Genomic DNA, 12,650 nt, shown 5'->3' on the forward strand with positions numbered 1-12,650 from the left:
GCAACACCCAACGACCGCGGGCGCGCAACCGTGTCGCCCGGCCGCGCGACCTCGTTGACGTCTGCGGGAATGCTGCGGGACACCAACGTACGGAGATCGAAATGACGGCGAACGTCTACGACGTGGCCATCCTGTCCGACTTCCGCTACCCCGGGGGGACTTCGGCCAGCATCGCCGCCGAGGTGCAGGTGCAGGCCGCCGCGGGGCTGTCCACGGTGCTGCTGCACGTGCCGTCGCCGCATCAGCCGGGCCATCACCCGTTCAGCCCCCGGATCGTGCAGTGCCTGCGTGACGGCCTGGCCGAGCTGGCCCGCCCGGAGCAGGAGGTGACCGCACGCCTGCTGGTGGTCCGGCAGCCGCGGATCTTCACACGTGATCTGGCGGAGGCGCCGCGGGTCACCGCCGAGCGCATCGTGATGGTCATCAACCAGGCGCCGGGCGACGCCGAGGAACCGCACCGCTACTACGACTTCGCCGAGGTGGCGGCGCGGGTGCACGGCTACTTCGGCGAGGTCGAGTGGGCGCCGATCAGCTCCCAGGTGCGGGACTGGGTGCTGCGTGTGGCGCCGGACGCTCCGCTGAGCGAGGACTGGCACGAGATCATCGACGTGGCCTCCTGGTGGCGGGACCGCAGCGGCGGCGTGGCCGACACCCCGGTGATCGGGCGGCACGGGCGCGCCGATCCGGTGAAGTGGCCCCGGTCGCGGCAGGAGATCCTGCAGGCGTACCCGGACTCTGCGCAGGTGCGGGTGCGAATCCTGGGCGGCGGCGAGATCGCGGTGGAGCGGGTCGGCCACCGGCCGCCGAACTGGGACGTGGTCGCATTCGGCGCCGAGTCACCCGGCGACTTCCTGGCCACCATCGACTTCTTCGTCTACTTCCACGACCCGGACCTGGTCGAGGCGTTCGGCCGGACCATCCTGGAGGCGATGGCGGCCGGCGTTCCGGTGATCATCGGACCGCACTTCCGGCCGATGTTCGGCGACGCCGCGCTCTACACCACCCCCGCCGGGGTGCTCGACCTGGTCCGCGAACTGCACGCCGATCCGCAGCGTCTGCGCGCGGTCGCGGTGGCGCAGCGGGCATTCGTCGAGGAGCGGTACGGCCACATGTCGCACCTGACCCGGCTGGCCGAGCGCGGGGTGCATCCACCGACGCTGGTGCCCGGACCGCGGCCGTCGCCGCGCGCCGCGGCGCCCGGCGCGCCCGCCGTGCGGAGCACGGGAACGGCGACCCGGCGCGTCCTGCTGGTCAGCGACAACGGCACCGGCATGGGTCACCTGTCCCGGCTGATGGCGGTGGCCCGGCGCCTTCCCGGCGACATGTCCGCGGTGATCGCCACCCAGTCGCACGGCGCCTCGGTGGCGCACCAGGAGGGATTCCTCACCGAGTACCTGCCCTCCCGCAAGGTGCTCGACATGGGCAAGCCGCGCTGGACGGCGTTTCTGCGGGAACGCCTGCGTCACCTGATCGAGCTGCACCGCCCGTCCGTGGTGGCGGTGGACAGCGTGCCGCACGACGGCATCGTCGAGGCCGTCGGCGACCATCCGGGCGTGGCGTGGGTCTGGGTGCGACGAGCCATGTGGCGCCGCGACCTGGGCGCCGAGTGGATCGAGCGCGGACCGGTCTTCGACGGCATCCTGGAACCCGGCGAGTTCGCCGCGCCCGCCGACGAGGGCTGCACGGTCGCCGACCGGGATGCGGTGCACGCCGTCGACCCGATCACCTATCTGGACCCGGGCGAACTGCTGGACGACGCGGCGGCGCGCTCCGGGCTGGAACTGGACGGCCGCCCGGCCGCCTTGCTGCAACTCGGCGCGGGCAACATCAACGACATCTCCTCGCCGATCGCCCGGATGGCCGGCTTCCTGATGAACAACGGGTTCCAGGTGGTGCTGGCCGAATCCACCATCGCCACCGAGCCGCTGCCGCGGATTCCCGGCGTGCGCGTGGTCAAGGTCTATCCGGTGAGCCGGTACCTGCGTGCCTTCGACCTGGTGGTGAGCGCGTCCGGATACAACTCGTTCCATGAGCTGCTGTCGTTCGGCATTCCCAGCGTCTTCGTGCCGAACCGGCAGACCGGACTGGACGACCAGGTGGCCCGGGCGCGGTTCGCCGCCGCCGCGGGCACCGCGCTGGTCATCGAGGACCCCGAAGGCGACGACGTGGAACGGGTGCTGGCCCGTGCGGTGCGCCCGGATGTCCGCGCTGATCTGACGCGCCGCTGCGCCGAAGTGGCGATCGGCAACGGGGCCGCGGCGGCCGCCGTCTGGCTCAGCGAACTCACCGTCCGAACAGGAGTGTGACGTGCAGCCCACCGATCGGGAGCTGGAACGCGCCCGCTGGGAACTCGCCGCGGTGGCCGGACGGCTGCGCACCGTCGAAGAGGACCTGAGCGACTGGCAGCAACGGCACGACGACCTCGATCGCCGGTTGCTGCGCGAGCAGAAGCGGGCGCAGCGGATCCGGCAGAGCCGCTCGTACCGGCTCGGCCAGGCGATGGTGTCGCTGGTGCGTAACCCGGTACGCGCCTCGCCCCGGCTGGCCGGTGCGGTGCTGCGCCGGGCGCGCGGCGGCCGGGCCGGCGCGCCGGCGCCGCGTGCCGCGGTGCGCCGGGTGCCGCAGCGGGTGCCGGCCCATCTGTACATCGCCATCGGCCTGGAGGTCGAGGAGCTGGCCCGGTTCCTGCGGGTGCTCCGCCAGCGCTTGCTGGTGAGCGACGACCACCGGCCGGTGGTGCTCACCGACAACCCGTCGTTCTCGTTGCTGCGCAAGCACGGCGTTCTCCTCGAATATCTGCCGGACCGGCAGACGTGGGCGCGGCATCGTCCGGACATGGACTGGGATGACCTGCTCACCGATCGGCTGTCGCACCTGCACCGGGACTACGGCGCGGTGCGCGCGGTGGTGGTGGACGGCGACCGCCTGCCGTCGCTGGCGTCGTTGCTGCGCTGAGGTCACTGCCGGTCACCGCCGACCGGTCACAGCCGGGGCAGCCGGGCGTCCAGCAGCGGCGCCAGCATCCTGTTGTACGCCGTGGTCATGTGGTTGGAGTCGCGGTAGACCAGCATGTTGCCGACCACGGCGGGGCAGGTGTCGGTGCACAGCCACGGCACCGGATCGATCACCGTGACCGCCGAGCCCCGCGCGTACTCGGTGAACAGCTCCCGCTGCTCCGGCCCGCGCAGCGCGGACCGTTGCGACACGTCGCACCGATCGATGCGGCGGGAATGGGCCTCCAGGCATGCCGGCACCCGCCCGCCCATGTAGGGGGTGTCCTGGAAGGCCACCACGCGAGCGCCGGTGTCCCGGAGTGCGCCGAAGGTGGACGCCCAGCCGGCACGCCAGGACGCCCCGCCGATCGGGTCGTAGTTGAAGCTGGTGCCGACCACGACAAGCCGCGGTCGCAGGGCGGCAATCCGGTCGATCGCGGCGCGGTGGAATGCCGCGCATTCGGTGTATTCGCGCTTCAACGCCTCATGGTGGATGGGCAGGTCGGCGGCCGTGCACGCGGACTTGCTCAGCGACACCAGCCGCCAGCCCCGGTCGACGGCGATCCGCTGCATGGCCGGAAACCATTGCGCGGCATGCGAATCGCCGAACAGCACGACGGTGGTCGCGGACGTGGGGTCGCCGTAGACGCACCCGGCCGGCAACGGCGCGGCCGTCGAATCCAGGTGGCAGCCGTCCGCGTACACCTGTGGCTTGTCCCGTGCCGACTCCCGCAGCCCGGGGTCCAGATTGGACGGCAGCTTGCGCGGCCGGTCGCTGTCCGCGATGAACTGGCGCAGCACCGCCTCCGGCGTCGCGGACTCCGCCAGTGCGGTGCGTAGATCGGTCGCCCGGCCACCCTCCGGTACGGCGGCCGGCCGCACCGCGACCACGACGGCGACCGTGGCCACCACCGCCGACAGGGCGGCACCGGTGAGCAGCCCGCGCACCGGTCGCACCCGCAGCGCCGGACGGTGTCGCAACGGATTCTCCACCAACCGGTAGGTCAGCCCCGCAGCCAGGAACGCGCCCGCCGCCAGCACCAGGTTGTTGCGAGTGCTCGCGCCGATGCCGAGGGCGGCCGGCCCGATCATCAGGACCGGCCAGTGCCACAGGTACCAGCCGTAGGACAGGCGCCCGACGGTGCGCATCGGCGCGCGTTCCAGCACCAGAGCCGCGCCGTGTTCGGCTCGGCCGCCGACGCCCGCGGCGATCACCGCGGCGGCGCCCGCCACCGGCAGCGCGGCAAATCCACCGGGATAGGCGGTGTCCGGCCCGTACGCCACGGCGGCCGCCCCGATCGCGGCCAGCCCGCCCCACCCCAGCACGGCCCGCAGCCGGCCGGGCAGCGCGGACAACCGGCCCGCGCCGATCGCGACCAGCGCGCCCACGCCCAGCTCCCAGGCCCGGGTGTGCGCGCCGAAGTAGGCCCACGGCGCCGAGCGCTGGGTCTCCGTCACACTCAGCACGGCGGACACCGCGATCAGCGTAAGCAGGGCCGCGGCCAGCGGGCGCAGCGTGGCATTGCGGCGCCGCCGCCAGAGCAGCGTCGCGGCAATGATCAGCAGCGGCCAGACGAGATAGAACTGCTCCTCGACGGCGAGCGACCAGAAGTGCTGAAACGGCGACGGCGTCTGGTCCGCGTCCAGATAATCGGTGCCGGTGATCGCGAACCGGACGTTAGCCACGTACGCCGTGGCGGACAACGCATCCTTGGCGAATTCGCCGGTGCGCAGGCCGGACAGCCACAACCGGGCGCCGACGAGGGTCGCCACACACACCAGCGCCGCGGCGGGCAGCAGCCGCAGCGCGCGCCGGGCGTAGAAGCGGGACATCGAGATGCGACCGGTGGTGGCCACCTCGCGCAGTAGCAGCGAGGTGATCAGGAAGCCGGAGATGACGAAGAAGACGTCCACGCCGACGTATCCGCCCGCCACGGCGCCCACACCCGCATGGCTGAGCACCACCAGCAGCACGGCCACCGCCCGCAGGCCCTCGATGTCCGCCCGGAACGCGCCGATGCGCGGGCGGGTGGCATCCGTGGCGCGGGCGCGGGACGCGGCGGTCCGGACGGTCGCCGTCATGAATGTCCTCCGTGGAGAGTCGGCGGGGCGCGGTCCCACCGGAATCCGATGCGGCCGCGCCCCGGGCGGTCAGCCGGGCAACGCCCCCGCCAGCAGCGGCGTGAGCATCCGGGCGTACGCGGTCGTCATGTGGTGGCCGTCGCGAAAGACCAGGACGTTGCCGACCATCACCGGGCAGGCGGTGGCGGTGCAGAACCATGGCGTCGGGTCGATGACCTGCGCGCCGCGAGCGCGCACCGCCGCGGCGACCAGGAGCCGGCGGCGGGGCAGCAGCACCGCGTCGGCGCGCGGCGCCACACAAGCGCCCGGCGTGGTCAGGTGCGCCGACAAGCAGTCCGGGACGTCGCCCGCCTGCCACGGCGTGTCGGCCAGCACCACCACGCGCGTACTCGGACCGGACACCCGGACGACCGAACGCGCCCAACCAGCCGCCCACGCCTCGTCCTGGTCGTCGGCGTGCAGCATGTCCCCGGTGCCCACCGACGACATCACCACCATCGCCGGACGCAGCGCGCGGATCCGTTGCCACGCGGCCTTGCGCCAATCCACACATTCGGTGAACGCCCGCCGGACCATCTTGTAGTAGATGACCGAGTCGGCCGCGCTGCAGGCGCTCTTGGTCACCACGACCAGTCGCCAGTGCCGCTGCCGCGCGATCCGGTCCAGCGCCGGAAACCAGTGCCCGGCATGCGAATCGCCGAACAGCACCACGGTGGTGGTCGCGGCGGTGTCCCCGTACGTGCACGGCGTCTGCACCCGCGTGTTGGTGACACCGGAGTCACAACCGTCGTGGTGCGGCAGGGTCTCGTCGGCGTCCGCCTCGGCCAGCGGGGGAGTGAGGTTGGCCGGCACCGCCCGCAGCGCGGCGCCGCGGGCCAGCGCCTGCTGCAGATCCGCCACGGATCCGTCCACCCGTTCCGGTGCGGCCCGGAACGTGGGCGTGTCCGCGGTCCACGCGGCGACGGCGACCAGCAGCACGCACAGGCCCGCGGCGACCGCGGAGGTCACGGCGCCGGCCAGGATCGCCCGGCGGGGCCGGCGGCGCAGCGCGGCCAGGTGCCGGACCGGGTTCTCCACCAGCGCGTACGTGAGCATCGCGGCGAGGAACGCGAGCGCCGCCGCGAGCACCCGCTGCCACCAGGCGCCCGGGTGGCCCAGGGCCGCGGGCAGCAGCGCGAGGAACGGCCAGTGCCACAGATACCAGGAGTACGAGAGTCGCCCGACGCTCTGCCAGACGGCGCCGCCCAGGCGGCTCGACTCGCCGGCCACGCCACCCGCCACGGCGGTGCCGCCCGCGATGAACGCCGCGGCGCCCAGCACCGGCAGCAGCGCGGCATAGCCCGGGAACGGCGTGGTGTCCGAATACAGCACCGCGGCCAGCACGATGGCGATCAGGCCGCCGTCGGCGAGCCGTCGCGCGGCGCGCCGCCCCAACCCGGCCAAGCGGTCGGCGTGCACCGCGAGCAGCGCACCCACGCCCAGCTCCCAGGCCCGGGTGTGCGCCCCGAAATAGGCCCACGTGCCGTTGGCCAGGGTCTGCCACACCGACAGCGCCAGGCCGCCCGCGACGAGCACCAGCAGCACGGCGGGGGCGCGCCGCACGCGCGCGGAGGCGAGGAGCACGAGCGGCCAGAGCAGATAGAACTGCTCCTCCACGGCCAGCGACCAGAAATGCTGCAACGGCGACGGGTCGACGCCGGCCAGATAGTCGGTGCCGATCACCGCGAGCCGGTAGTTCACCCCGGACACCAGCGTGTGCAGGGCGTCCAGCAGCACGCCGCGATGCCGCAGTGGAGGCAACAGCCAGACCGCGGCGGCGACGGTGCACACCACCACGACGGTCGCCGCGGGCAGCAGCCGCAGGATGCGCCGCGCGTAGAAGCCGGGCAGGTTCAGCCGACCGGTGCCACGGATCTCCCGCAGCAGCAGGCCGGTGATGAGAAAGCCGGAGATCACGAAGAACACGTCGACGCCGACGTAGCCGCCGCCGACCACCGAAACGCCGCAGTGATAGGCGACCACGAGCAGCACCGCCACCGCGCGCAGTCCTTCGATGTCGCGCCGGCGGGCGTGCTCTCCGGTGGTGCCGGGATGCCCGGACGACACCGGCCGCCCCCGGTCCGCCGCGGGATCCGTACGGTCGAGGCCGTCCAGTGGTCGCGGTCGGTGGAGAGCGGCCGGTCCGGCGCCGAGGCGGCTCACAGGCGATGGGCCTCGCGGGACGTGGTGACGCCGCGGGTGTCGAAGAAGCGCTTGGCGATGCCGGCCAGGTGGTCGGCGTCGTAATCGCGGTGCCCCTGCACCAGGATCACCAGATCGGCCGCGGCGGCGGCGCCCTCCAGGTCGTCGGTGCGCGGCACCTCGGCGCCGCCCAGGTGCCACACCGGCACATGCGGGTCGTGATAGGACACCACGGCGCCGAGCTGGGTCAGGTGCCGGGCCAGCGGGGTGGCCGGCGACTCGCGCTGGTCCGCGATGTTCGGCTTGTACGTGACGCCGAGCAGCAGCACCGACGCGCCGTGCACCGCCTGGCCGTCGGCGTTCAGCAGATTCTGTGCGCGGCGTGCCACGTACGCGGGCATCGTCGCGTTGATCTCCTGGGCCAGTTCCACGAACCGGAACGGGTAACCGAGCTTGCTGCGCACGTTGTGGCTCAGATAGTTCGGGTCGATCGGGATGCAGTGCCCGCCCACGCCCGGGCCGGGGAAGAACGCCTGGAAGCCGAACGGCTTGGTGGACGCCGCGTGGATCACGTCCCACAGATCGATGTCCAGCTCGTGGCAGAACCGGGCCATCTCGTTGACCAGCGCGATGTTCACATGCCGGTAGGTGTTCTCCAGCAGCTTCGCGGTCTCCGCCTCGCGGGTGCCGCGGGTGCGCACCACGGTCTCGATGAACCGGCCGTAGAACTCGGCCGCCTTCTCGGTGGACTCGGGCGTGACGCCGCCGACCACCTTGGGGGTGTTGTGCGCGCCGAACCGCTCGTTGCCGGGATCGATGCGCTCGGGCGAGAACGCCAGGTGGAAGTCCGTTCCGGCGGTCAGGCCGGACAGCTCCTCCAGCAGCGGGCGGACCACTTCGTCGGTGGTGCCCGGGTAGGTGGTGGACTCCAGCACCACGAGCATGCCCGGCTGCAGGTTGCGGCCGACCGCCTCGGTCGCGCCGATGACCGCGCGCAGGTCCGGCCCGTCGCCCTCGGCCAGCGGTGTGGGCACGCAGATCACCGCGGTCCGCGCGCTCGCGATGAGCTTCTCGTCGGTGGTCGGCCGGAAGCCGCCGGCGAGCATCTCGGCGATGTCGCCGCCGTTCAGATCGTCCACATGCGAGTTGCCGGCGGCGAGCGAGTTGACCACGCCCTGGTTCACGTCGAAGCCGAGGACCGACATGCCGGCGCGGGTGGCCTGCTGGGCGAGCGGAAGGCCCACGTATCCCAGGCCCAGAATGACGACGTCGTAGCTCATCGGAGTTCTCCTTCGAAGGACGCCCGGGCGTCCGGCCGCTCGCCCTGCGCGGGCAGGGTGGCCGGGGCGCCGCGGGTCGCCGGGATGTGCGGCGCGGCGATCGGTGTGGTGCCGGGCCGCGGATGGGACAGCTCGTAGGGCGAGGCGAACGGCAGGAAGGCGGGCAGGAACTCGGCCAGCAACCGGGCCTGCTCGTCCGTGGCGGCCGGCGACGAGTCGGTGTCGTTCAGACAGAAGGCGTCCAGATGCCGGCGCCGCAGCACGCGGGCGAGCTTGAGCCGGGTGCCGGGGTCCGCCAGGTCGGTGTACATGTACTGGATCTGGCCCGGTGTGGCGCGGCCGGTCAGGTACGCGTAGTACTGCTGCAGCGAGGACAGCAGCGCGATGTCGTCCGGGTGCCGGAACTGATGCTCCGCGGTGGCCCGTACGTGCTCGGCGAACCGGTCCTCGATCTCGGTGATGACGCTGCGCCGCGACGGGTGCGGGGTGTGCATCATCTTGCGGGTCAGCACCCGGCCGAACGCCTCCTGGATCAGCCGGCGGTTGTTCTTGCCCGCCGAGTTGACGGGCGGGTCGGACGGCCGTGGCGGCGCCGAATCGACAAGCGCGGCGGACGGGAAGAACCGGGTGAGGCCGCCCGGCGTGAAATACGTCGCCGGCGTCTGCGGGCGCGCCATGAACACGTCGTCGTTGAGGTAGAGGAAGTGTTCGGCGAGGCCCGGAATGCGATGCAGCCGGGACTCGATGGCCTGGGAGTTGAAGGTCGGTAGCACGCCGGTGCCGCCGAAGATCTCGCGGTGGCCGACCACCGTGACGTTCGGGTGGTCGGTGTCCAGCCAGGCCGGCACCTGGTCGTCGGTGACCAGGAAGATGTGCCGCACCCAGGGCGCGAAGCAGTGCAGCGCCCGCAGCGAGTACCGCAGCTCGTCGCGGGAGGCGAACCGGGAGTCGTTGGCCGCCTGCCGGTTGATCTCGGCAAGCCAGGCGTTGTCGCCCAGCGCGCGGGCCTTGCGTTCACGCCACGCCGGGTCGTCGCCGTCCACCCAGGTGTAGACCGCGTCGATGGGGAAGCTGATCCGCTCCGGGCTGGCCATGGTGAACACCGCACGGGTGCGGTATTCGGCGTCACCGCGGGCACAGAACTCGCTGAACACCTGTTCCGGCGCATGCGCCACCGGCTCGTCGGCGGGGATGACGTCGGCGACCGGGTTGCTGCGCGGGCCGACCAGGACGCCGTCCTCCCGGCGCCAGAACTCGACCTCGCATCCGTATTCGGTGCCCAGCACCAGGTGGCCACCCGGATCGGTGACCGGCCAGCTCGCCCGCAGGACGCCGACCCGGTGCACCGTCTCCAGCACCCCGTGGCCGGTGCGGACCAGGCGGTCGAGGAGCTCCTTCACCCGTACGCGGTCGGTCTGCGGCACGGCCACCGCGGTGCGGGTGAGGCAGCGGTTCGGGACCCGGAACCAGTCCACGCCCGCCTCGGTCAGCGCCGCGACCACGCGGTCCAGGTTGTCTTGACGTACGCCCGCCGGGCTGGCCGTGGGGTCCGGACGCGCGCGGCGTCGGCCGGATGCGCGTACCGGAAGCGGAACGGCCTGCCGGACCATCCGCAGTTGCGTCTCGGCGGCCAGCCGGGGGAGCAGATGCGCCCGCACGACGTCCACGACGCGCCGCCGGACCGGCTCCGGCGCCAGTCGCAGAATTTGCCGCAGAGGCACGCCGTTCGTCCTTCCGCCGGGTTCCTTCGGGCCGGGTTCCGGCCCGCACCTGCGATCGGGCTGGTGTTCAGATCCGCAACCGCCGTCGGGCCGTGTCTCAGACCCTCAACGGCGGCGGTCGGCAGAAGTTGCGGCCCGGACAGATGCGGTCACCTGTCACCCATGCGCCTCATGTGACGCCTGATATCGCCGGTATACGTGATTAGCGGGGATATCGTGGGAAAATCGGCGGGCGGACACCCGTAGGGGATCGGACTCCGGGTTTCCGGCCGATGCGCATGCTTGCGGGCGGCGGGCATGGTGGAGGAGAGCCCGTCCGCACCGGCCGGGCGCAAGCCTTGAGCGGAGGCCGAGATGGGCAAGGCAGTGGCGTACCTGGTGGCGATGATCGCCGGGGTGATCGTGGTCGGATGGGTGGCGATCGCCCTGCTGCACGCGCTGCTCGGGGCGCTGTCGTACCTGATCGTCGGCGCGCTCGTGGTGGGCGGCGGCGTTTACCTCTACGGCAAGGCCAAGAAGGGGCTGGCCCCGGGCACCCGGACCCAGCGCCGCATCGAGGCGGCGGCCAAGACCTACCGCATGCGGCGGTGACCGTGCCGGGTAGCGCGTCAAGCTAGGCTTGCAGGCGTGTTCGACAACCTGAGTGACCGCCTGTCCGGGATCTTCACGAAGCTCCGGGGCAAGGGCAAGCTGACCGACGCCGACATCGACGCCACCGCGCGCGAGATCCGTCTCGCGCTGCTCGAAGCCGACGTCGCGCTGCCGGTGGTCAAGGGGTTCATCGCCAGCCTCAAGGAACGGGCACGCGGCGCCGAGGTCTCGCAGGCGCTCAACCCGGCGCAGCAGATCATCAAGATCGTCCACGAGGAACTGATCAACGTCCTCGGCGGCGAGGGCCGGCGGCTGAGCTTCGCCAAGCAGCCGCCCACCGTGATCATGCTGGCCGGCCTGCAGGGCTCCGGTAAGACCACGCTGGCCGGCAAGCTCTCCCGCTGGCTCCGCACGCAGGGTCACCAGCCGCTGCTGGTCGCGGCGGACCTGCAGCGGCCGAACGCGGTCAACCAGCTCCAGGTGCTGGCCGGGCGGGCCGGCGTGGACGTCTACGCGCCGGAACCCGGCAACGGCGTCGGCGACCCGGTGCAGGTGGCCAAGGGGTCGATCGAGCACGCGCGGCGCACCGCGAAGGACATCGTCATCGTCGACACCGCGGGCCGTCTCGGCATCGACGCGGAGATGATGCAGCAGGCCCGCGACATCCGCGACGCGGTCGACCCGGACGAGGTCATCTTCGTCATCGACGCGATGGTCGGCCAGGACGCGGTGACCACCGCCGAGGCATTCCGCGACGGCGTGGGCATCGACGGCGTGGTGTTGTCCAAGCTCGACGGCGACGCGCGCGGTGGCGCCGCGCTGTCCGTGCGGCAGGTGACCGGCCAGCCGATCCTGTTCGCCTCCACCGGCGAGAAACTGGAGGACTTCGACGTCTTCCACCCCGACCGGATGGCCAGCCGCATCCTCGGCATGGGCGACGTGCTGACCCTCATCGAGCAGGCCGAGCAAGCCTTCGACGAGGATCAGAAGGAGAAGATGACCTCCAAGCTGCTCGGTGGCGAGCAGTTCACCCTGGAGGACTTCCTCGACCAGCTCATCGCGGTGCGCCGGATGGGCCCGATCGCCAACATCCTCGGCATGATGCCCGGCATGGGCCAGATGAAGGATCAGTTGGCCGAGCTGGACGACAGCCACTTCGACCGGGTCACCGCGATCATCCGCTCGATGACCCCGCAGGAGCGCACCAACCCGAAAATCATCAACGGCTCGCGCCGGGTCCGCATCGCCAACGGTTCCGGCGTCACCGTGATGGACGTGAACCAGTTGCTCAACCGCTTCGCCGACGCGCAGAAGATGATGAAGCAGATGGGCGGCATGATGGGCCTCCCCGGCGGCGGGCGGCGCAAGGCGACCAAGAGCCCGAAGAACAAGCGCAAGGGCAAGAAGGGCGGCACGAGCCGACCGCGCGGCGGCGCACCGGCGGGCTTCGGCGGGGGCGGGATGCCGCAACTGCCGGCCGGGGTGGACCCGAACGCACTGGCGAACGGTCAGGGCCTGCCGCCGGGCTTCAAGTTGCCGAACCTGGACTTCAACAAGCTGTCGAAGCCGGACCGTAAGCGCGACGACAAGCGCTAGGGCAAGGCTCCCCCGCAGGCGCCCTCCCCGTGCCGTGCGCGCCCCCGGCGCTCCCCGTGCCGTGCCCGCCCCCCGGGGTGCTCCCCGTGTCAGGCCCGCCCCCCGGGGTGCTCCCCGTGTCAGGCCCGCCCCCCGGGGTGCTCCCCGTGTCGGGCCTGCCCCCGGGGCGTTCCCCGTGTCGGCTCGCCGGGCGTTCCCCGTGTCGG

The 12,650-nt window shown here is 72.2% G+C and carries 8 protein-coding genes; 4 read left to right on the plus strand and 4 right to left on the minus strand.

Annotated elements, in window-relative coordinates; all coding sequences use genetic code 11:
• The first annotated feature begins 101 nt into the window (after positions 1–101).
• On the plus strand, positions 102–2,306 hold the full coding sequence (locus IEY73_RS12250) for a glycosyltransferase (RefSeq protein WP_189079291.1): 2,205 nt from the start codon (positions 102–104) through the stop codon (positions 2,304–2,306).
• 1 nt (position 2,307) lies between these two features.
• On the plus strand, positions 2,308–2,955 hold the full coding sequence (locus IEY73_RS12255) for a hypothetical protein (RefSeq protein WP_189079292.1): 648 nt from the start codon (positions 2,308–2,310) through the stop codon (positions 2,953–2,955).
• Positions 2,956–2,981: 26 nt separating this feature from the next.
• Here the strand turns inward: IEY73_RS12255 and IEY73_RS12260 are convergent, their stop codons facing one another.
• The 4 genes from IEY73_RS12260 to IEY73_RS12275 all read right to left on the minus strand — a co-directional run bounded on the left by IEY73_RS12260 (position 2,982) and on the right by IEY73_RS12275 (position 10,257).
• Positions 2,982–5,075, minus strand: coding sequence for an acyltransferase family protein (locus IEY73_RS12260; protein ID WP_189079293.1), 2,094 nt, complete (start codon positions 5,073–5,075; stop codon positions 2,982–2,984).
• Between the two features lie 69 nt (positions 5,076–5,144).
• A complete protein-coding gene (locus IEY73_RS12265) occupies positions 5,145–7,277 on the minus strand; it encodes an acyltransferase family protein (RefSeq protein ID WP_189079294.1) in 2,133 nt (710 codons plus the stop codon).
• Positions 7,274–8,536 (minus strand): nucleotide sugar dehydrogenase, encoded by a 1,263-nt coding sequence (locus IEY73_RS12270; protein WP_189079295.1) that lies wholly within the window; start codon positions 8,534–8,536, stop codon positions 7,274–7,276. Before IEY73_RS12270 ends, IEY73_RS12265 begins: the two co-directional genes overlap by 4 nt.
• On the minus strand, positions 8,533–10,257 hold the full coding sequence (locus IEY73_RS12275; RefSeq protein WP_189079296.1) for a stealth family protein: 1,725 nt from the start codon (positions 10,255–10,257) through the stop codon (positions 8,533–8,535). Before IEY73_RS12275 ends, IEY73_RS12270 begins: the two co-directional genes overlap by 4 nt.
• A 354-nt stretch (positions 10,258–10,611) precedes the next feature.
• Between IEY73_RS12275 and IEY73_RS12280 the strand changes: the two genes are divergently transcribed.
• The gene (locus tag IEY73_RS12280) at positions 10,612–10,848 is read left to right on the plus strand and encodes a hypothetical protein (protein WP_189079297.1); all 237 of its coding nucleotides are present in this window, start codon (positions 10,612–10,614) and stop codon (positions 10,846–10,848) included.
• 36 nt (positions 10,849–10,884) lie between these two features.
• A complete protein-coding gene (gene ffh / locus IEY73_RS12285) occupies positions 10,885–12,444 on the plus strand; it encodes a signal recognition particle protein (RefSeq protein ID WP_189079298.1) in 1,560 nt (519 codons plus the stop codon).
• Positions 12,445–12,650: the final 206 nt, after the last annotated feature.

The sequence above is a fragment of the Mangrovihabitans endophyticus genome (assembly GCF_014646155.1).
Taxonomy (GTDB): domain Bacteria; phylum Actinomycetota; class Actinomycetes; order Mycobacteriales; family Micromonosporaceae; genus Actinoplanes; species Actinoplanes endophyticus.

Bases quoted from the DNA above. Each gene is read 5' to 3' on its own strand.
- IEY73_RS12250 (WP_189079291.1), top strand. From the start codon at position 102: ATGACGGCGAACGTCTACGACGTGGCCATCCTGTCCGACTTCCGCTAC.
- IEY73_RS12270 (WP_189079295.1), bottom strand. From the start codon at position 8,536: ATGAGCTACGACGTCGTCATTCTGGGCCTGGGATACGTGGGCCTTCCG.
- IEY73_RS12280 (WP_189079297.1), top strand. From the start codon at position 10,612: ATGGGCAAGGCAGTGGCGTACCTGGTGGCGATGATCGCCGGGGTGATC.
- IEY73_RS12260 (WP_189079293.1), bottom strand. From the start codon at position 5,075: ATGACGGCGACCGTCCGGACCGCCGCGTCCCGCGCCCGCGCCACGGAT.